This is a genomic window from Bacillus sp. EA-CB0995, from assembly GCF_055814245.1.
Genome location: NZ_CP169269.1, coordinates 116257 through 135785, shown reverse-complemented (window position 1 = coordinate 135785; position 19529 = coordinate 116257). Strand labels below are relative to the sequence as shown.

Below are 19529 nucleotides of genomic sequence, written 5' to 3'. Positions count from 1 at the left end.
GTAGCTTTTGCGATGCAACATAACGTACTTTTTAACAACTGAATCTCAACATGAAAATGAATGAGATGCGGTAGGAGCTTCAGCGATAGGAATAACAAGTTAAAACTGTTTTTGTGAGGAGAGAGCATTTGCTCTCCCTTGCAAAAACTTTGTTTTCAACTAATAATGAACCACCTGGATATGTGGTCATACAAACATGCGAAGGGAGGATAAATTAATGCCTACTATTAACCAATTAGTGAGAAATGGACGTACTGATAAAGTATGGAAATCTAAATCACCTGCGTTAAACAAAGGTTTCAACTCTTTAAAGAAAAAAGCAACTGATATCTCTGCACCTCAAAAACGTGGTGTATGTACTCGTGTTGGTACAATGACTCCAAAGAAACCGAACTCAGCGTTACGTAAATACGCTCGTGTACGTTTAACAAATGGTATCGAGGTTACTGCTTACATCCCAGGTATCGGTCATAACCTACAAGAACACAGCGTAGTATTAATTCGCGGTGGTCGTGTAAAAGACTTACCAGGAGTACGTTACCACATCGTTCGTGGTGCGCTTGACACAGCTGGTGTTGACAAACGTATGCAAGGACGTTCTAAATATGGTACTAAGAGACCAAAAGCTGCTAAGAAATAATAAAACTGAACTGAAAGGAGGAACTCAATATGCCTCGTAAAGGACCTGTTGCGAAACGTGACGTGTTACCAGATCCAATGTACAATTCTAAACTTGTAACACGCCTAATCAACAAAATGATGGTTGACGGTAAAAAAGGTAAATCTCAAACAATTCTTTATAATGCGTTCGATATCGTTCGTGAACGTACTGGTAACGAACCAATGGAAGTATTCGAGCAAGCTCTTAAGAACATCATGCCTGTTCTTGAAGTACGCGCTCGTCGTGTTGGTGGTGCTAACTACCAAGTTCCAGTTGAGGTTCGTCCAGAACGCCGTACAACTTTAGGTCTTCGCTGGTTAGTAAACTACGCTCGTCTTCGTGGTGAAAAAACTATGGAAGAGCGTCTAGCTTACGAAATCTTAGATGCAGCTAACAACAGTGGTGCATCTGTTAAGAAACGTGAAGACACTCACAAAATGGCAGAAGCTAACAAAGCATTTGCTCATTACCGTTGGTAGGATTCAACGAAAAATAACTATAAGCATAAACCGCTTTATTTGTCGCTTATGGAAGTGTGGAGAGGGAGAATTCCTCTCCCTTTCAATGGGCGCTCGTTTTACATAATGAGGGTACTAGACATACTGACATATGTAACAAAATAAAGTGGCTTTTTTGCTACTTAAAATAAAAAAATCCAATCCATATTAGGAAGGAGAAAGACACCAAATGACAAGAGAGTTCTCCTTAAAAAACACTCGTAATATTGGTATCATGGCTCACATCGATGCTGGTAAAACAACAGCAACTGAGCGTATCTTGTATTATACAGGACGTATTCACAAAATCGGTGAAACTCACGAAGGTGCATCTCAGATGGACTGGATGGAGCAAGAGCAAGAGCGTGGTATCACAATTACTTCTGCGGCAACTACAGCTCAATGGAAAGGTCATCGTGTAAACATCATTGACACTCCAGGACACGTAGATTTCACTGTAGAAGTAGAACGTTCTTTACGCGTACTTGATGGCGCGGTAGCGGTACTTGACGCGCAATCTGGTGTAGAACCACAAACAGAAACTGTTTGGCGTCAAGCTACTACTTACGGTGTACCACGTATCGTGTTCGTTAACAAAATGGACAAGATCGGTGCAGACTTCTTATACTCTGTAGGAACAATTCATGACCGTTTACAAGCAAACGCACATCCAATTCAGTTACCAATCGGTGCTGAGGATGAGTTTACGGGAATTATCGACCTAGTAGAAGAGTGTGCATACATGTATGCAAACGACTTAGGAACAGATATCGAACGTATTGAAATTCCTGCAGAACATAAAGAATTAGCTGATGAATACCGCGGAAAACTTATTGAAGCGGTAGCAGAGCTTGATGAAGAAATGATGATGAAGTACCTAGAAGGTGAAGAAATCACTGTAGAAGAGCTTAAAGCTGGTATCCGTAAGGCTACAACTTCTGTAGAATTCTTCCCAGTAATCTGTGGTTCTGCATTCAAAAATAAAGGTGTTCAAATTCTGTTAGATGCAGTTATCGACTACCTACCATCTCCATTAGACGTACCTGCTATTAAAGGTACTCTTCCGGATACAGAAGAAGAAGTAGAACGTCATTCTAGCGATGAAGAGCCTTTCGCGGCATTAGCATTCAAAATCATGACTGACCCTTATGTTGGTAAGTTAACATTCTTCCGTGTGTACTCTGGTGTGTTAAACTCTGGATCATACGTGAAAAACTCAACTAAAGGTAAGCGTGAGCGTGTAGGTCGTATCCTACAAATGCACGCAAACAGCCGTGAAGAGATTTCAACAGTTTATGCTGGTGACATCGCTGCTGCTGTAGGGTTAAAAGATACTACAACTGGTGATACTCTTTGTGACGAGAAGAGCCTTGTTATCCTTGAGTCTATGGAATTCCCAGAGCCGGTTATCTCTGTAGCTATCGAACCAAAATCTAAAGCTGACCAAGATAAAATGGGTACAGCATTATCTAAGCTTTCTGAAGAAGATCCAACATTCCGTGCTCACACTGACCAAGAAACTGGCCAAACAATCATCGCTGGTATGGGTGAACTTCACCTTGATATCATCGTTGACCGTATGCGCCGTGAATTCAAAGTGGAAGCAAACGTTGGTGCTCCTCAGGTAGCATACCGTGAGACTTTCCGCGCTGCTGCGAAAGTTGAAGGTAAGTTCGCTCGTCAATCTGGTGGTCGTGGACAATTCGGTCACGTTTGGATTGAGTTTGAACCTAACGAAGAAGGTAAAGGATTCGAGTTCCAAAACAAGATCGTCGGTGGTGTAGTTCCACGTGAATACATCCCAGCTGTAGGAGCAGGTCTTGAAGATGCACTTAAAAATGGTGTACTTGCAGGATATCCTCTAGTAGACATTAAAGCTGCATTAGTTGACGGATCTTACCATGATGTTGACTCCTCTGAGATGGCGTTCAAAATCGCTGCATCTATGGCTCTTAAAGCTGCGGTTTCTAAATGTAGCCCAGTAATTCTTGAGCCAATGATGAAAGTTGAAGTTGTAATTCCTGAAGAGTACATGGGTGACATTATGGGTGACGTAACATCTCGCCGTGGACGTGTAGAAGGTATGGAAGCTCGCGGTAACGCACAAGTTGTTCGCGCTATGGTTCCACTTTCTGAAATGTTCGGTTATGCAACGTCATTACGTTCTAACACGCAAGGACGCGGAACATTCTCAATGACATTTGATCATTATGAAGAAGTACCGAAGTCTGTTTCAGAAGAAATTATTAAAAAAATAAAGGTGAATAATTGATTTTTATCGATTGTTCAAGTATAACTACTTATGTAAGCTTAGAAAGCAGCGGGGCTTAGGCCCCTTACTTTCTAGTCTGAATATAAAATAATCTATATAACCAAGGAGGAATTTAGAATGGGAAAAGCTAAATTCGAACGTTCTAAACCACATGTTAACATTGGTACAATCGGCCACGTTGACCATGGTAAAACTACATTAACTGCTGCTATCACTACAGTTCTTGCAAAAGCTGGTGGTGCTGAAGCGAAAGGTTACGACCAAATCGATGCTGCTCCAGAAGAAAGAGAGCGCGGTATCACAATCTCAACTGCACACGTTGAGTACGAAACTGAAACTCGTCACTATGCACACGTTGACTGCCCAGGTCACGCTGACTATGTTAAAAACATGATCACTGGTGCTGCTCAAATGGACGGTGGTATCTTAGTAGTATCTGCTGCTGATGGCCCAATGCCTCAAACTCGTGAGCACATCCTTCTTTCTCGTCAAGTAGGTGTTCCTTACATCGTTGTATTCTTAAACAAATGCGACATGGTTGACGACGAAGAGTTATTAGAATTAGTAGAAATGGAAGTTCGCGATCTATTATCTGAATACGACTTCCCAGGCGATGATATCCCTGTAATTAAAGGTTCTGCTCTTAAAGCTCTTCAAGGAGATGCTGAGTGGGAAACAAAAATCATTGAATTAATGAACGAAGTTGATGCTTACATCCCAACTCCAGAACGTGACACTGAAAAAGCTTTCTTAATGCCTGTTGAGGACGTATTCTCTATCACAGGTCGTGGTACAGTTGCTACAGGTCGTGTAGAGCGCGGTGTAGTTAAAGTTGGTGACGTAGTAGAAATCATCGGTTTTGCTGAAGAAAACAAATCTACAACTGTAACTGGTGTAGAAATGTTCCGTAAGCTTCTTGACCAAGCTCAAGCTGGAGACAACATCGGTGCTTTACTTCGTGGGGTTGCTCGTGAAGACATCCAACGTGGACAAGTTCTTGCTAAAACTGGCTCTGTAAAAGCTCACGCTAAATTCAAAGCTGAAGTTTTCGTTTTATCTAAAGAAGAAGGTGGACGTCACACTCCATTCTTCGCTAACTACCGCCCACAATTCTATTTCCGTACAACTGACGTAACTGGTATCATCCAATTACCAGAAGGTACTGAAATGGTAATGCCTGGCGATAACATTGAAATGACTATCGAGCTTATTGCTCCAATCGCGATCGAAGAAGGAACTAAGTTCTCTATTCGTGAAGGTGGACGTACAGTAGGTTACGGCGTAGTTGCAACTATCGTTGAGTAATCTTAACTGATATATGAGACCCAAGGGATTTTCCCTTGGGTTTTTTTATTTATCCGGCTATTTGTGAGTAATAAGCCCTCACCTCAAAATTGAGAGAGAAGTGAGGAAGACGGGCAGAGGAAGAAAATCTACTGATGGAAGTTTCAGTTTATAATAGATAAAGATCTATTTTTAAGTTTTGACGAGTTTCTTCTATAGTATATAAACTACAAAACCCTTCAACCAAAAACTGTAAAAATAATTACAACAGATGAAAACTTGAAATTCTTTAAAGTGCCATGTATAATAGCAAAAGTAGAGAAAAGCAGATGCAAAGAAAAAGATGCTTGCATCTAGACGAATAACATTGTATAATAGACAATGTTGGTCTTTGACTGCGATGAAGTGGAAGGTTGCTGACACACCCGGCCGCTTTGCCATGGCGAGTGTGTGGAAATTTCCATGGAGAATGTCTATTTTTAAAATAGGCGAACGAAGGAGGGAAAATAATGGCAAAAGAAAAAATTCGTATTCGTTTAAAAGCTTACGATCACCGTATTCTTGATCAGTCAGCTGAGAAAATTGTAGAAACAGCTAAGCGTTCTGGGGCGACAGTTTCTGGTCCAATCCCATTACCAACTGAAAAAACTGTTTACACGATTCTTCGTGCGGTTCATAAATACAAAGATTCTCGTGAGCAATTCGAAATGCGCACGCACAAACGTCTAATCGACATCGTGAGCCCTACTCCACAAACAGTAGACTCTTTAATGCGCTTAGACTTACCATCTGGTGTAGATATCGAAATCAAACTATAATTTATATAAGTTAAAATGTAGGAGGTGTAACTCATGACCAAAGGAATCTTAGGAAAAAAGATCGGTATGACTCAAGTATTTGCTGAAAACGGCGAGCTAATTCCTGTAACTGTTATCGAAGCAACTCCAAACGTTGTTCTTCAAAAGAAAACTGTTGAAACTGATGGCTACAATGCAATTCAGTTAGGTTTTGATGACAAGCGCGAAAAATTAGCTAACAAACCTGAACAAGGTCACGTTGCTAAAGCAACTACTGCTCCTAAGCGCTTCATTCGCGAACTTCGCGATGCAGACGTGGAAGGACAAGAAGTTGGTCAAGAGGTAAAAGTAGAAGTTTTCGCTGCAGGTGAAACTGTAGACGTAACAGGTATTTCTAAAGGTAAAGGTTTCCAAGGTGCTATTAAACGCCACGGACAATCTCGCGGACCTATGTCTCACGGATCTCGTTATCATCGTCGTCCTGGTTCAATGGGCCCTGTTGCTCCGAACCGTGTATTCAAAGGCAAAAAACTTGCTGGACGTATGGGTGGAGACCAAGTTACTATTCAAAACTTAGAAATCGTTCAAGTTGACGTAGAACGCAACTTACTGTTAGTAAAAGGCAACGTTCCTGGCGCTAAGAAATCTCTTGTAGTTGTTCGTAGTGCTGTTAAGGTTAGTAAATAATTCTCTATAAGAAAGGAGGAACCCCAATGCCAAAAGTAAAGTTATTTAACCAAACTGGTTCTGAAGTTGGTGAAATCCAATTAGCTGAAACTGTTTTCGGTATCGAACCAAATGAAGCTGTACTTTTTGAAGCAGTAATGATGCAACGTGCATCTTTACGTCAAGGTACACACAAAGTAAAAACTCGCTCTGAAGTGCGCGGTGGAGGTCGTAAACCATGGCGTCAAAAAGGAACTGGACGTGCTCGTCAAGGTTCTATCCGCTCTCCTCAATGGCGTGGTGGTGGTACGGTATTCGGACCTACACCAAGAAGCTATGCATACAAACTACCTAAAAAAGTTCGTCGCTTAGCTATTAAATCTGCATTAGCTACTAAAGTAGTTGAGAACAACATCGTAGTTCTTGAAGACTTAGTGTTAAATGCACCAAAAACAAAAGACATGGTAGCAGTTCTTAAAGGATTAACTGTTGAGAAGAAAGCTCTTATCGTAACTGCTGATGTAAACGAAGCAGTTGAGTTATCTGCTCGCAATATTCCTGGAGTAACAGTAATCACTGCTGATGGCGTAAACGTTTTAGACGTGCTTCATCATGATAAGCTAATCATGACAAAAGCGGCAGTGGAAAAAGTAGAGGAGGTGCTTGCATAATGAAGGATCCTCGTGATATCATTAAGCGCCCAGTTGTCACTGAACGTTCTATGGAAATGATGGCTGAAAAAAATACACGTTCGATGTGGACGTTAAAGCTAATAAAACGGAAGTTAAAGATGCTGTAGAAGCTATCTTTGGTGTTGAAGTTGATAAAGTAAATATCATGAACTACAAGCCAAAAGCAAAACGTGTTGGTCGTCACGCTGGTTTTACTAACCGTCGTCGTAAGGCAATCGTTAAGCTTACTGCTGACAGCAAAGAAATCGAGATCTTCCAAGGAGTTTAATCCTTACTAAAGAAGGAGGGAAAATCAGATGGCAATCAAAAAGTATAATCCAACTACTAACGGTCGTCGTAACATGACTACGAATGATTTCGCTGAAATCACGACTGATAGACCGGAAAAATCATTACTTGCGCCTTTAAGTAAAAAGGCTGGACGTAATAACCAAGGTAAAATCACTGTACGTCACCAAGGTGGCGGACACAAGCGTCAATATCGTATCATCGACTTCAAACGTAACAAAGATGGAATTCCTGGACGCGTTGCTACGATCGAATACGATCCGAACCGCTCTGCGAATATCGCATTAATTAACTACGTTGACGGTGAAAAACGTTACATCCTTGCTCCTAAAAACTTAGAAGTAGGTATGGAAATCATGTCTGGCCCAGAAGCGGACATTAAAATCGGTAACGCATTACCATTAATCAACATTCCAGTAGGTACAGTTGTTCATAACATCGAGCTTAAACCAGGCCGTGGTGGACAATTAGTTCGTTCTGCTGGTACATCTGCTCAAGTACTTGGTAAAGAAGGTAAATACGTACTTGTACGTTTAACTTCTGGTGAAGTACGCTTAGTTCTAGCTACTTGCCGCGCTACAGTAGGTCAAGTAGGTAATGAGCACCATGAACTTATTAAAATTGGTAAAGCGGGTCGTTCTCGCTGGTTAGGCAAGCGCCCAACTGTTCGTGGTTCTGTAATGAACCCAGTTGATCACCCACACGGTGGTGGTGAAGGTCGCTCACCAATCGGACGTAAGTCTCCAATGTCTCCATGGGGTAAACCAACTCTTGGATTCAAAACTCGTAAGAAAAATAAAGCGTCTGACAAATTCATCGTTCGTCGTCGTAAAAAATAATGGGGTTGTAGTACGGTTCATTTCTAGAGCCGTACGGCAATCACGAAGGGAGGCACCAAAATGGCTCGTAGCTTGAAAAAAGGACCATTTGTTGATGATCATTTAATTAACAAAATTGCAAAGTTAAATGAAACTGAGCAAAAACAAGTTGTAAAAACTTGGTCTCGTCGTTCAACGATCTTCCCACAGTTTATTGGTCATACAATCGCTGTATATGATGGTCGTAAACACGTTCCTGTATACGTAACTGAGGATATGGTTGGCCACAAGTTAGGTGAGTTCGCACCAACTCGTACGTACAAAGGTCATGATGCTGACGATAAGAAAACTAGAAGATAATGAGAGGAGGCACTTCAATGCAAGCTAAAGCAGTAGCGAGAACAGTTCGTATTGCTCCTCGTAAAGTTCGTTTAGTAGTAGACTTAATCCGAGGTAAGCAAGTGGGTGAAGCGATTGCTATCCTTAACCACACGCCAAAAACTGCTTCTCCAGTTGTAGAAAAAGTTTTGAAATCTGCAATTGCAAATGCAGAACATAACTATGAAATGGACGTAAACAACCTAGTTGTTGAAAAAGTTTTCGTTGACGAAGGTCCAACGTTAAAACGTTTCCGTCCACGTGCAATGGGTCGTGCAAGCCAAATTAACAAACGCACAAGCCACATCACAGTTGTGGTATCAGAAAAGAAGGAGGGATAATCGATGGGTCAAAAGGTTAGTCCAGTTGGTCTTCGTGTCGGTATCATTCGCGATTGGGAATCTCGTTGGTACGCTGAAAAAGATTATGCTACATTCTTACATGAAGACATCAAAATTCGTGAGTACATCAACGTTCGCTTAAAAGATTCTGCTGTTTCTAAAGTAGAAATCGAGCGTGCAGCAAATCGTGTAAATGTTACAATTCACACTGCAAAACCTGGTATGGTAATTGGTAAAGGTGGTACAGAAGTTGAAGCACTTCGTAAAGCTCTTAACCAGTTAACAGGTAAACGTGTACACATCAACATTTTAGAAGTTAAGAGAGCTGATCTTGACGCTAAATTAGTAGGCGAAAACATCGCTCGCCAATTAGAAAACCGTGTATCTTTCCGTCGTGCACAGAAGCAAGCAATTCAACGTGCTATGCGTGCAGGAGCTAAAGGTATTAAAACACAGGTTTCTGGTCGTCTTGGCGGAGCTGATATCGCTCGTGCAGAATCTTACAGTGAAGGAACTGTTCCACTTCATACACTTCGCGCTGATATTGACTATGCAACAGCTGAAGCTGATACAACGTACGGTAAATTAGGTGTAAAAGTATGGATCTACCGTGGAGAAGTCCTTCCTACAAAAAGAAAGCTTCTGAGGAAGGAGGAAAATAATATGTTAATGCCTAAACGCGTAAAATATCGTAGAGAACATCGTGGTAAAATGCGTGGTCGTGCAAAAGGTGGCGCTGAAGTACATTTTGGTGAGTTTGGTTTACAATCTCAAGAGGCTTCTTGGATTACAAACCGTCAAATCGAAGCAGCTCGTCGTGCAATGACTCGTTATATGAAACGTGGCGGTAAAGTTTGGATTAAAATTTTCCCTTCTAAACCTTACACTGCTAAACCTCTAGAAGTACGTATGGGTTCCGGTAAAGGGGCTCCAGAAGGTTGGGTAGCAGTAGTAAAACCTGGAAAGGTTATGTTTGAAATTGCGGGTGTATCTGAAGAGGTAGCACGCGAAGCATTACGTCTTGCAGCTCACAAATTACCAGTGAAATGTAAATTCGTAAAACGTGAAGAAAATGGTGGTGAATCTAATGAAAACTAATGATATTCGTGAATTAACCACTGCCGAAATCGAAACAAAAGTTAAAGCTTTAAAGGAAGAGTTGTTCAATCTTCGCTTCCAGCTTGCTACAGGACAATTAGAGAATCCAACACGCATCCGTGAAGTGCGTAAAGCGATTGCTCGTATGAAAACTGTAGTTCGTGAAAGAGAGATCGGAATTAATCGATAAATTGAGGGGAGGTTTGCAAAGTGAGCGAACGTAACCAACGCAAAGTTTATACTGGTCGTGTTGTTTCTGACAAAATGGACAAAACGATTACAGTTTTAGTTGAAACTTACAAAACTCATTCCTTGTACGGAAAGCGCGTTAAGTATTCTAAGAAGTACAAAGCGCATGATGAGCAAAACCAAGCAAAAGTTGGCGATATCGTAAAAATCATGGAAACTCGCCCGCTTTCTGCTACTAAGCGTTTCCGTTTAGTTGAAATCGTTGAAGAAGCGGTTATTATCTAAATAGACGAATCGGAATTTTAAGTCCGAAGGGAGGTTTCATAACATGATCCAACAAGAATCTCGTTTGAAAGTAGCTGACAACTCTGGCGCACGTGAACTTTTAACAATTAAAGTATTAGGCGGCTCTGGTCGTAAATACGCAAACATCGGTGATATTATCGTTGCTACGGTAAAACAAGCAACACCAGGTGGCGTTGTTAAAAAAGGTGACGTTGTTAAAGCGGTAGTAGTACGTACGAAGAGCGGTGCTCGTCGTCCAGACGGTTCTTATATCAAATTTGATGAAAACGCAGCGGTTATCATTAAAGACGATAAGAGCCCACGTGGTACTCGTATCTTCGGACCAGTAGCTCGTGAATTACGTGATAACAACTTCATGAAGATCGTTTCTTTAGCTCCAGAAGTTCTATAATTTAAGGTCTTGCCTTGCTAAGGAGGTGCAGAAGTAAGATGCATGTAAAAAAGGTGATAAAGTACAGGTAATCAGTGGTAAAGACAAAGGAAAACAAGGCGTTATCCTTGCAGCTTTCCCAAAAGAAAACCGTGTTATCGTTGAGGGTGTTAACATCGTTAAGAAGCACTCTAAGCCATCTCAGTTAAATCCACAAGGTGGAATTATCACGAAAGAGGCACCTATCCACGTATCTAATGTTATGCCATTAGATCCTAAAACAGGTGTACCTACTCGCGTAGGTTACAAAGTGGAAGATGGTAAAAAAATTCGTTTTGCAAAAAAATCTGGTGAATTATTAGATAAATAAGTTCTATATGAAAGGAGGTCCCTTCATTGAATCGCCTTAAAGAGAAATTCCAAAAGAAATTACTCCTGCTCTTATGAGCAAGTTTAACTATAAATCTGTAATGGAAGTACCGAAAATCGAAAAGATCGTAATCAACACTGGTGTTGGTGACGCGGTATCCAATTCTAAAGCATTAGACAGTGCTGTAGAAGAATTAACACAAATCGCAGGTCAAAAGCCTGTTGTAACTCGCGCTAAAAAATCTATCGCAGGTTTCCGTCTTCGTGAGGGTATGCCTATCGGTGCAAAGGTTACTTTACGCGGCGAGCAAATGTATGAGTTCTTCGACAAATTAGTATCAGTTTCTTTACCGCGTGTACGTGATTTCCGTGGTGTTTCTAAGAAATCTTTCGATGGTCGTGGTAACTACACATTAGGTGTTAAAGAGCAATTAATTTTCCCTGAGATTGATTATGATAAAGTAAGCAAAGTTCGTGGTATGGACATCGTAATCGTTACTACAGCGAAAACTGATGAAGAAGCTCGTGAACTTTTAACACAATTCGGTATGCCATTCCAAAAATAATGGAAGCCAACGCTAAGTAGAGGAGGCGAAAACGTGGCTAAAAAATCTATGATTGCGAAACAAAAGCGTACTCCTAAGTTTAAAGTGCAAGATTATACACGTTGCGAGCGCTGCGGTCGTCCGCATTCTGTATACCGCAAATTTAAACTTTGCCGTATTTGTTTCCGTGAACTTGCATATAAAGGTCAAATTCCTGGTATTAAAAAAGCTAGTTGGTAATACCCACAAATGGGAAGGAGGTAAAACACATGGTGATGACAGATCCAATTGCAGATATGCTTACTCGCATCCGTAATGCGAACATGGTACGTCATGAGAAATTAGAAGTTCCTGCTTCTAAAATCAAAAAAGAAATCGCTGAAATCCTAAAACGTGAAGGTTTCATTCGTGATGTGGAATACATCGAGGATAACAAGCAAGGTATCCTTCGTATTTTCCTAAAATACGGTGTAAACAATGAGCGTGTAATCACTGGATTAAAGCGTATCAGTAAGCCTGGCTTACGCGTTTATGCAAAAGCTGATGAAGTACCACGTGTACTTAACGGATTAGGTATTGCACTTGTTTCTACATCTAAGGGAGTAATGACGGACAAAGATGCTCGTCAATTACAAACTGGTGGAGAAGTAGTAGCATACGTTTGGTAATATATATTTAAACGAACGGAGGTGTGACCACATGTCTCGTATTGGTAAAAAGATTCTTGACATCCCTGCAGGTGTTACAGTTACAGTAGCAGAAAATAATACTGTAACTGTAAAAGGCCCTAAAGGTGAATTAACTCGTACTTTCAATGCTGATATGGTTATCAAAATTGAAGAAAATATCTTAACAGTAGAACGCCCTTCTGAACAGAAGGAACACCGTGCATTACACGGAACAACTCGTGCTCTTCTTGGAAACATGGTTGAAGGTGTAACAACAGGTTTCGCTCGCGGACTTGAATTAATCGGTGTTGGTTACCGTGCACAAAAGCAAGGTGACAAACTTGTATTAAACGTAGGTTACTCTCACCCAGTTGAGATGACTCCAGAAGCTGGTCTTGAAGTTGAAGTTCCTGCTCCTACAAAGATCGTAATCAAAGGTATCGACAAGCAACGTGTTGGCGAATTTGCTGCTAACGTTCGCGCTGTACGTGCTCCAGAGCCATACAAAGGCAAAGGTATTCGTTACGAAGGCGAAGTTGTACGTCGTAAAGAAGGTAAAACTGCTAAGTAAACCCGTTAGGTGAAAGAAAGGAGTGACAAGAATGATCACTAAACCTGATAAAAATGCGGTTCGTAGGAAAAGACATGCACGTGTACGTGCAAAGCTTGCTGGTACTGCTGAGCGTCCACGTTTAAACGTGTTCCGTTCTAATCAACACATTTACGCTCAAGTAATTGATGATGTAAACGGTGTAACATTAGCAAGCGCGTCTACTCTTGATAAAGAACTTACTCTTAACGGTACAGGCAACACTGAAGCTGCTACTAAAGTTGGCGAATTAGTTGCTAAACGTGCTGTAGAGAAAGGCGTTAAAGAAATAGTATTTGATCGCGGCGGTTACTTATACCATGGTCGTGTTAAAGCTTTAGCTGAAGCTGCTCGTGAGGCTGGCTTACAATTTTAATGGTCAAAGGAGGGAAAATAGATGCGTCGCATTGACCCAAGTAAATTTGAACTTGAAGAACGTGTAGTTACGATAAACCGTGTTGCGAAAGTTGTTAAGGGTGGTCGTCGTTTCCGCTTCGCTGCACTGGTTGTAGTTGGCGATAAAAACGGTCATGTTGGATTCGGTACTGGTAAAGCGCAAGAGGTACCAGATGCAATCCGCAAGGCTATCGAAGATGCTAAGAAAAACTTAATCGAAGTACCATTAGTTGGTACAACAATTCCACACGTAATTATCGGTCAATTTGGAGCGGGTGAAGTATTCTTAAAACCTGCTGCAGAAGGTACTGGAGTTATCGCTGGTGGTCCAGTTCGTGCGGTTCTTGAATTAGCTGGTGTACAAGATATTCTTTCTAAATCTCTTGGTTCTAACACACCAATTAACATGATCCGTGCTACTGTAAATGGATTAAAAGATCTTAAGCGTGCTGAAGATGTTGCAAAATTACGCGGTAAATCTGTAGAAGAGCTACTAGGTTAAGAAGGAGGGAAAACATAATGGCGAAAAAGTTAGAAATTACCCTCACTCGTAGTGTAATTGGTCGTCCACAAGATCAACGTGCGACTGTAGAAGCTTTAGGTCTTAAAAAGTTGAATTCAACTGTAGTTAAGGAAGAAACTCCTGCTATTCGCGGTATGATCAACAAAGTTTCTCACCTTGTAACTGTAAAAGAAGCTTAATGATAACTCATCAATATAAGGAGGTGCCTGGGAATGAAACTTCATGAATTACAACCTGCAGAAGGTTCTCGTAAAGTTCGTAACCGTGTAGGTCGTGGTATCGGTTCTGGTAACGGTAAAACTGCTGGAAAAGGTCATAAAGGACAAAACGCACGTTCTGGTGGCGGTGTTCGTCTTGGTTTTGAAGGCGGTCAAACTCCATTATTCCGTCGTTTACCAAAACGCGGCTTTACAAACATTAACCGTAAAGAGTTTGCTATCGTTAACTTAACAACGTTAAATCGTTTTGAAGACGGTACAGAAGTAACACCTGAATTATTGCTTGAGACTGGCGTTATCAGCAAATTAAATGACGGTGTTAAAATTCTTGCAAACGGTGCGGTAGAGAAAAAGCTTACTGTTAAAGCTCACAAGTTCTCTTCAACTGCAAAAGAAGCGATTGAAGCGGCTGGCGGAACAGTTGAGGTGATCTAATGTTTCGCACAATCTCCAACTTTATGCGCGTTGCTGAGATAAGAAATAAAATATTGTTCACTTTAGCGATGTTAATCGTGTTTCGGATTGGCACGTTCATCCCAGTGCCTCATACAAATGCAGATGTACTGAGAGCGCAAGACCAGTTGAATGTATTGGGTATTCTGAATACATTTGGCGGCGGAGCCTTGAAAAAATTCTCCATCTTTGCGATGGGAATCATGCCGTACATTACAGCATCCATCATCGTGCAATTATTGCAGATGGATGTTGTTCCTAAATTTACGGAATGGTCAAAACAAGGGGAAATGGGTCGTCGTAAGTTAAATCAGTTTACCCGCTACTTTACAATTGTTCTTGCTTTTATTCAAGCACTCGGTATGTCAATCGGTTTTAACGGTATGGCAGGTGGACAGTTAATTACGGATCCTAGCTGGTCAACATACTTATATATTGCTACGGTACTGACTGCCGGAACTGCATTTCTAATGTGGTTAGGTGAGCAGATTACGGCAAAGGGAGTAGGAAATGGTATTTCTATTATTATCTTTGCAGGTATTACCGCAGCTATCCCAAATACTATAAGTCAAGTGTATGCACAGCAGTTCCAAAATGCCGGAGATGACTTGTTCATTAGTATCGTAAAAGTTGGTTTAATTTTGTTAGCTGTGTTAGCGGTTATTGTTGGTGTTATTTACATTCAACAAGCTGTTAGAAAGATCCCGATTCAATATGCGAAGCGCGTAACTGGAAATGGTGGTTATACTGGAGCACAAAACACTCATTTACCACTTAAGGTAAATAGTGCTGGTGTTATTCCAGTAATTTTTGCTGTTTCATTCTTGATTACGCCTCCGACTATTGCACAGTTTTTCCCGAAATATGAAATATCGCAGTGGATTATTAAGAACTTTAACTATACTCATCCAGTGGGTATGACAATATATGTTGCACTAATTATTGCCTTTGCATATTTCTATGCATTTGTTCAAGTGAATCCTGAACAGATGGCTGAAAACTTAAATAAACAAGGTGGATATGTTCCTGGTATTCGTCCGGGTAAGAATACAGAACAATATTTAACAAAAATCTTGTATCGTTTGACCTTTGTAGGTGCAATTTTCTTAGCGGCAATTGCAATTCTACCTGTTTTATTTATTCAATTTGCAAACCTGCCACAATCTGCGCAGATTGGTGGAACAAGTTTACTAATTGTTGTAGGTGTTGCTTTAGAGACAATGAAACAGCTCGAAAGTCAATTAGTGAGACGCCATTACAAAGGGTTTATCAAACAGTGAGTAAGTGGGAAGAGGCATCTTCCCTACATGCTCATTCATGAGGGGAGTACAGATGAACTTAATTTTAATGGGGCTTCCAGGTGCTGGTAAAGGTACACAAGCCGAAAAGATTGTTGCCAAGTATGACATCCCTCACATTTCAACAGGAGATATGTTTCGTGCTGCTATGAAAGATGAAACTGAACTTGGTTTACAAGCGAAGTCCTTTATTGATAAAGGAGCACTTGTACCAGATGAAGTTACAATCGGAATCGTGCGTGAGCGTTTAAGTCAAGAAGACTGCGTAAAAGGCTTCTTATTAGATGGTTTTCCGCGAACAGTTGCACAAGCTTCAGCTCTTGAAGAAATCATGAAAGATCTTGGCAAAAAGATTAATTATGTTTTAAACATTAATGTGGATTCAGGATTGTTGTTAAAACGTTTAACAGGTCGTCGCATTTGTAAAGAGTGCGGTGCGACTTACCACTTAGAATTCAATCCGCCAGCAAAAGAGGGCGTATGTGATAAATGTGGTGGCGAGTTATATCAGCGTTCTGATGACAATGAAGAAACTGTAGCAAATCGTTTAGAAGTGAATATTAAGCAAACAAAGCCGTTGCTTGATTTCTACGAAGAGCTTGGTTACTTAAAAAGCATTAATGGTGAGCAAGATATCGATAAAGTATTTGCTGATGTCGATCTTCTCATCGGAGGCTTAGCGTAATGATTATTTGCAAAACTCCTCGCGAAATCGAGATTATGCGAGAAGCTGGCAAGATTGTTGCTTTAACTCATCAAGAGTTAAAAAAGCATATTGCCCCAGGAATTACAACGAAAGAGCTCGATCAAATAGCGGAAAAAACGATTCTAAAATATGGCGGTTCGCCATCTTTTAAAGGATACAACGGATTTCCGGGAAGCATTTGTGCTTCGGTAAACGAAGAGCTTGTACACGGGATTCCAGGAAAGCGCAAGCTCCAAGAAGGCGATATTATTAGTATCGATATTGGTGCGAAATATAATGGATACCATGGAGATTCTGCATGGACGTATCCAGTAGGAAACATTTCCGAATCTGTTCAAAAGCTACTTGATGTCACAGAAAAATCGTTGTATCTTGGTTTAGAACAAGCAAAACCGGGCGAACGATTATCTAATGTTTCACATGCGATTCAAACGTATGTCGAAGATAATGGATTCTCGATCGTTAGGGAGTATGTCGGTCATGGAATCGGGCAAGACTTACATGAAGACCCACAAATCCCGCACTATGGTCCACCAAACCAAGGGCCTAGATTAAAACCGGGAATGGTCATTTGTGTTGAGCCGATGGTGAACCAAGGAAGACGATATGTAAAAACACTATCTGATGACTGGACAGTGGTAACGGTAGATGGTAAATGGTGTGCGCATTTTGAACACACGATTGCTCTTACAGAAGCAGGATACGAAATCCTTACCACTTTATAGGTAGCTGGCTCTCCGGAATTTCAGAACAGTGTAGAATGTTACTGATTTGAAGAAGGGAGAACATTGAATGGCTAAAGATGATGTAATTGAAGTCGAAGGTACCGTTATTGAAACGTTGCCAAATGCTATGTTCAAAGTAGAATTAGAGAATGGGCATGTTGTGTTGGCTCACGTTTCTGGTAAAATCCGTATGAACTTCATTCGTATTTTACCAGGAGATAAAGTTACGGTAGAATTATCACCGTACGATTTAAATCGTGGTCGTATCACGTACCGCTTTAAATAATATAGCACTCCGTAATCTTTAAGGAGGTTCGAGACATGAAAGTAAGACCGTCAGTTAAGCCGATCTGCGAAAAATGTAAAGTTATTCGTAGACGTGGAAAAGTAATGGTTATTTGTGAAAACCCTAAACATAAACAAAAACAAGGTTAATCAGAAGGAGGTGCATTCGGAATGGCACGTATCGCAGGTGTAGATATTCCTCGTGACAAACGCGTTGTTATTTCTTTAACTTACGTATTCGGCATTGGTCGCACAACTGCTGAAAAAATTCTTGCTGAAGCTGGTGTTTCTGAAGAAACACGAGTTCGCGATTTAACTGAAGACGAATTAGGACGTATCCGTGATATCGTCGATCGTATCAAAGTTGAAGGAGACCTTCGTCGTGAAGTTTCTCTTAACATTAAACGTCTAATGGAGATCGGTTCTTACCGTGGTCTTCGTCACCGTCGTGGTTTACCAGTTCGTGGTCAAAACTCTAAAAACAATGCTCGTACACGTAAAGGTCCACGTCGTACAGTAGCAAATAAAAAGAAATAATAAGTAAAGGAGGTTGAACTAACAATGGCACGTAAAACAAACACTCGTAAAAAACGTGTGAAAAAGAATATTGAAGCTGGTATCGCTCATATTCGTTCTACTTTCAACAACACAATCGTAACTCTTACAGATACTCATGGTAACGCGCTTTCTTGGTCTAGTGCTGGTGCACTTGGTTTCCGTGGGTCTCGTAAATCTACTCCATTCGCTGCACAAATGGCTGCTGAAACTGCTGCTAAAGTTGCAATGGAGCATGGTTTAAAAACTTTAGAGGTTACTGTAAAAGGCCCTGGTGCTGGTCGTGAGGCTGCAATTCGTGCGCTTCAAGCTGCAGGTCTAGAAGTAACAGCAATTAGAGATGTTACTCCAGTACCTCATAATGGATGTCGTCCGCCAAAACGTCGTCGTGTATAATTTTTCTGTATAGATTTTTCCCTATTGTCTATAATGGATATGATGCATTATCGAGAAATTTCGTACAGAAACATCGCTTGTTGTGCACAATCGGGAACTGCCTAAGGGGGACTTTCGGTTAGACAGAGGTTTTTCCTTTGTTTAGCCGAGGTTTCGACGTTTTGAAGGAGGGTTTAGTTAATGATTGAAATTGAAAAACCGAAAATCGAAACGGTTGAGCTTAACGAAGATGCTAAGTATGGTAAATTCGTTATTGAACCGCTTGAGCGTGGATATGGTACTACTTTGGGTAACTCCTTACGTCGTATTCTTTTATCCTCACTCCCTGGTGCCGCTGTTACTGCCATCCAAATCGATGGCGTATTACACGAATTTTCGACAGTTGAGGGTGTAGTAGAAGATGTTACAACGATCATCTTAAACTTGAAAAAGTTAGCTCTCAAAATCTACTCTGAAGAAGAGAAGACACTCGAAATCGATGTACAGGGCGAAGGTATTGTCACAGCTGCTGATATTACTCACGATAGTGATGTTGAAATCTTAAATCCAGATTTATACATTGCAACGTTAGCAAAGGATGCGCATTTCCGCGTGCGTTTAACTGCAAAGCGTGGCCGTGGGTATACGCCAGCTGATGCAAATAAGAGCGAGGATCAACCAATAGGTGTAATTCCTATTGATTCTATTTATACTCCAGTATCACGTGTGACTTACCAAGTGGAAAAGACACGTGTTGGACAAGTGGCAAATTATGATAAGCTTACGCTTGATGTATGGACGGATGGAAGCATCGGGCCAAAAGAAGCTATCTCTTTAGGTGCCAAAATCTTAACAGAGCATTTAAACATCTTTGTTGGTTTAACTGACGAAGCGCAAAATGCTGAGATTATGGTCGAGAAGGAAGAAGATCAAAAAGAAAAAGTTCTAGAAATGACAATTGAAGAACTTGATCTTTCTGTTCGTTCTTATAATTGCTTAAAACGTGCAGGTATTAACACTGTACAAGAGCTTGCGAACAAAACAGAAGAAGATATGATGAAAGTTCGTAACTTAGGACGTAAATCCTTAGAAGAAGTTAAGCATAAGCTAGAAGAACTAGGTTTAGGCTTACGTAAAGACGACTGAGGATTTAAACTCATCAACAAA

General features: G+C 40.8%; 29 protein-coding genes and 4 pseudogenes. All 33 read left to right on the top strand.

Features of this window, described 5'->3' with window-relative positions:
• Nucleotides 1-217: 217 nt before the first annotated feature.
• The 33 genes and pseudogenes from rpsL to ACEWFJ_RS00665 all read left to right on the top strand — a co-directional run bounded on the left by rpsL (nucleotide 218) and on the right by ACEWFJ_RS00665 (nucleotide 19508).
• Entirely contained in the window at nucleotides 218-640 is a 423-nt protein-coding gene (gene rpsL / locus ACEWFJ_RS00825) for a 30S ribosomal protein S12 (protein ID WP_098309996.1), read from the top strand.
• A gap of 29 nt (nucleotides 641-669) precedes the next feature.
• Complete coding sequence (gene rpsG, locus ACEWFJ_RS00820; protein WP_035433720.1) at nucleotides 670-1140, top strand: 30S ribosomal protein S7; 471 nt, start codon at nucleotides 670-672, stop codon at nucleotides 1138-1140.
• Nucleotides 1141-1348: 208 nt separating this feature from the next.
• Nucleotides 1349-3430, top strand: a complete 2082-nt coding sequence (gene fusA / locus ACEWFJ_RS00815; protein ID WP_473690067.1) for an elongation factor G — start codon at nucleotides 1349-1351, stop codon at nucleotides 3428-3430.
• 117 nt (nucleotides 3431-3547) lie between these two features.
• Nucleotides 3548-4735 (top strand): elongation factor Tu, encoded by a 1188-nt coding sequence (tuf, locus tag ACEWFJ_RS00810; RefSeq protein WP_429709577.1) that lies wholly within the window; start codon nucleotides 3548-3550, stop codon nucleotides 4733-4735.
• A gap of 488 nt (nucleotides 4736-5223) precedes the next feature.
• Entirely contained in the window at nucleotides 5224-5532 is a 309-nt protein-coding gene (gene rpsJ / locus ACEWFJ_RS00805) for a 30S ribosomal protein S10 (protein WP_001040596.1), read from the top strand.
• Between the two features lie 33 nt (nucleotides 5533-5565).
• Nucleotides 5566-6198, top strand: coding sequence for a 50S ribosomal protein L3 (rplC, locus tag ACEWFJ_RS00800; RefSeq protein ID WP_429717767.1), 633 nt, complete (start codon nucleotides 5566-5568; stop codon nucleotides 6196-6198).
• Nucleotides 6199-6224: 26 nt separating this feature from the next.
• Entirely contained in the window at nucleotides 6225-6848 is a 624-nt protein-coding gene (gene rplD, locus ACEWFJ_RS00795; protein WP_154710857.1) for a 50S ribosomal protein L4, read from the top strand.
• Nucleotides 6848-7137 (top strand): annotated as a pseudogene (rplW, locus tag ACEWFJ_RS00790) (50S ribosomal protein L23). The gene rplD and the pseudogene rplW overlap by 1 nt, the downstream one beginning before the upstream one ends.
• Before the next feature lie 28 nt (nucleotides 7138-7165).
• Nucleotides 7166-7996 carry a 50S ribosomal protein L2 gene (gene rplB, locus ACEWFJ_RS00785; RefSeq protein WP_098310002.1) on the top strand — a complete coding sequence of 277 codons (831 nt, stop codon included), beginning with the start codon at nucleotides 7166-7168 and terminating at the stop codon, nucleotides 7994-7996.
• Between the two features lie 60 nt (nucleotides 7997-8056).
• Entirely contained in the window at nucleotides 8057-8335 is a 279-nt protein-coding gene (gene rpsS / locus ACEWFJ_RS00780) for a 30S ribosomal protein S19 (RefSeq protein WP_154710858.1), read from the top strand.
• Between the two features lie 17 nt (nucleotides 8336-8352).
• Complete coding sequence (gene rplV, locus ACEWFJ_RS00775; RefSeq protein WP_011983250.1) at nucleotides 8353-8694, top strand: 50S ribosomal protein L22; 342 nt, start codon at nucleotides 8353-8355, stop codon at nucleotides 8692-8694.
• Nucleotides 8695-8697: 3 nt separating this feature from the next.
• Nucleotides 8698-9356, top strand: a pseudogene (gene rpsC, locus ACEWFJ_RS00770) (30S ribosomal protein S3).
• Between the two features lies 1 nt (nucleotide 9357).
• Complete coding sequence (gene rplP, locus ACEWFJ_RS00765; RefSeq protein WP_020062298.1) at nucleotides 9358-9792, top strand: 50S ribosomal protein L16; 435 nt, start codon at nucleotides 9358-9360, stop codon at nucleotides 9790-9792.
• Nucleotides 9782-9982, top strand: coding sequence for a 50S ribosomal protein L29 (gene rpmC / locus ACEWFJ_RS00760; RefSeq protein ID WP_000855718.1), 201 nt, complete (start codon nucleotides 9782-9784; stop codon nucleotides 9980-9982). The genes rplP and rpmC overlap by 11 nt, the downstream gene beginning before the upstream one ends.
• A 20-nt stretch (nucleotides 9983-10002) precedes the next feature.
• Nucleotides 10003-10266, top strand: a complete 264-nt coding sequence (gene rpsQ / locus ACEWFJ_RS00755) for a 30S ribosomal protein S17 (protein ID WP_011983253.1) — start codon at nucleotides 10003-10005, stop codon at nucleotides 10264-10266.
• A 43-nt stretch (nucleotides 10267-10309) separates the two neighbouring features.
• Nucleotides 10310-10678 carry a 50S ribosomal protein L14 gene (gene rplN, locus ACEWFJ_RS00750; RefSeq protein ID WP_035433708.1) on the top strand — a complete coding sequence of 123 codons (369 nt, stop codon included), beginning with the start codon at nucleotides 10310-10312 and terminating at the stop codon, nucleotides 10676-10678.
• A gap of 46 nt (nucleotides 10679-10724) precedes the next feature.
• Nucleotides 10725-11027, top strand: a pseudogene (gene rplX / locus ACEWFJ_RS00745) (50S ribosomal protein L24); the annotation flags it as partial.
• Between the two features lie 26 nt (nucleotides 11028-11053).
• Nucleotides 11054-11592, top strand: a pseudogene (gene rplE, locus ACEWFJ_RS00740) (50S ribosomal protein L5).
• Between the two features lie 33 nt (nucleotides 11593-11625).
• Nucleotides 11626-11811: a type Z 30S ribosomal protein S14 gene (locus ACEWFJ_RS00735; RefSeq protein ID WP_429715207.1), complete on the top strand. Its 186-nt coding sequence runs from the start codon at nucleotides 11626-11628 to the stop codon at nucleotides 11809-11811.
• Between the two features lie 29 nt (nucleotides 11812-11840).
• Nucleotides 11841-12239, top strand: a complete 399-nt coding sequence (gene rpsH / locus ACEWFJ_RS00730) for a 30S ribosomal protein S8 (RefSeq protein ID WP_020062303.1) — start codon at nucleotides 11841-11843, stop codon at nucleotides 12237-12239.
• A gap of 31 nt (nucleotides 12240-12270) precedes the next feature.
• Nucleotides 12271-12810, top strand: a complete 540-nt coding sequence (gene rplF, locus ACEWFJ_RS00725) for a 50S ribosomal protein L6 (RefSeq protein ID WP_230576172.1) — start codon at nucleotides 12271-12273, stop codon at nucleotides 12808-12810.
• Nucleotides 12811-12841: 31 nt separating this feature from the next.
• Nucleotides 12842-13204 carry a 50S ribosomal protein L18 gene (rplR, locus tag ACEWFJ_RS00720; RefSeq protein ID WP_230576173.1) on the top strand — a complete coding sequence of 121 codons (363 nt, stop codon included), beginning with the start codon at nucleotides 12842-12844 and terminating at the stop codon, nucleotides 13202-13204.
• A gap of 21 nt (nucleotides 13205-13225) precedes the next feature.
• Nucleotides 13226-13726, top strand: a complete 501-nt coding sequence (gene rpsE, locus ACEWFJ_RS00715; RefSeq protein WP_230576174.1) for a 30S ribosomal protein S5 — start codon at nucleotides 13226-13228, stop codon at nucleotides 13724-13726.
• 17 nt (nucleotides 13727-13743) lie between these two features.
• A complete protein-coding gene (gene rpmD, locus ACEWFJ_RS00710; RefSeq protein WP_020062307.1) occupies nucleotides 13744-13926 on the top strand; it encodes a 50S ribosomal protein L30 in 183 nt (60 codons plus the stop codon).
• Nucleotides 13927-13959: 33 nt separating this feature from the next.
• Nucleotides 13960-14400: a 50S ribosomal protein L15 gene (rplO, locus tag ACEWFJ_RS00705; RefSeq protein WP_098310007.1), complete on the top strand. Its 441-nt coding sequence runs from the start codon at nucleotides 13960-13962 to the stop codon at nucleotides 14398-14400.
• Entirely contained in the window at nucleotides 14400-15698 is a 1299-nt protein-coding gene (gene secY / locus ACEWFJ_RS00700; protein WP_098310008.1) for a preprotein translocase subunit SecY, read from the top strand. Before rplO ends, secY begins: the two co-directional genes overlap by 1 nt.
• A gap of 52 nt (nucleotides 15699-15750) precedes the next feature.
• Nucleotides 15751-16401, top strand: a complete 651-nt coding sequence (locus tag ACEWFJ_RS00695) for an adenylate kinase (RefSeq protein WP_098310009.1) — start codon at nucleotides 15751-15753, stop codon at nucleotides 16399-16401.
• Entirely contained in the window at nucleotides 16401-17147 is a 747-nt protein-coding gene (gene map, locus ACEWFJ_RS00690; RefSeq protein WP_098310010.1) for a type I methionyl aminopeptidase, read from the top strand. The genes ACEWFJ_RS00695 and map overlap by 1 nt, the downstream gene beginning before the upstream one ends.
• A gap of 67 nt (nucleotides 17148-17214) precedes the next feature.
• Nucleotides 17215-17433, top strand: a complete 219-nt coding sequence (gene infA, locus ACEWFJ_RS00685) for a translation initiation factor IF-1 (protein WP_020062312.1) — start codon at nucleotides 17215-17217, stop codon at nucleotides 17431-17433.
• A gap of 35 nt (nucleotides 17434-17468) precedes the next feature.
• A complete protein-coding gene (rpmJ, locus tag ACEWFJ_RS00680) occupies nucleotides 17469-17582 on the top strand; it encodes a 50S ribosomal protein L36 (RefSeq protein ID WP_000868344.1) in 114 nt (37 codons plus the stop codon).
• A gap of 21 nt (nucleotides 17583-17603) precedes the next feature.
• A complete protein-coding gene (gene rpsM / locus ACEWFJ_RS00675; RefSeq protein WP_035433696.1) occupies nucleotides 17604-17969 on the top strand; it encodes a 30S ribosomal protein S13 in 366 nt (121 codons plus the stop codon).
• Between the two features lie 24 nt (nucleotides 17970-17993).
• Nucleotides 17994-18383 (top strand): 30S ribosomal protein S11, encoded by a 390-nt coding sequence (gene rpsK / locus ACEWFJ_RS00670; RefSeq protein WP_003194384.1) that lies wholly within the window; start codon nucleotides 17994-17996, stop codon nucleotides 18381-18383.
• Between the two features lie 180 nt (nucleotides 18384-18563).
• Complete coding sequence (locus tag ACEWFJ_RS00665; RefSeq protein ID WP_000569645.1) at nucleotides 18564-19508, top strand: DNA-directed RNA polymerase subunit alpha; 945 nt, start codon at nucleotides 18564-18566, stop codon at nucleotides 19506-19508.
• The last annotated feature ends 21 nt before the right edge of the window (nucleotides 19509-19529 follow it).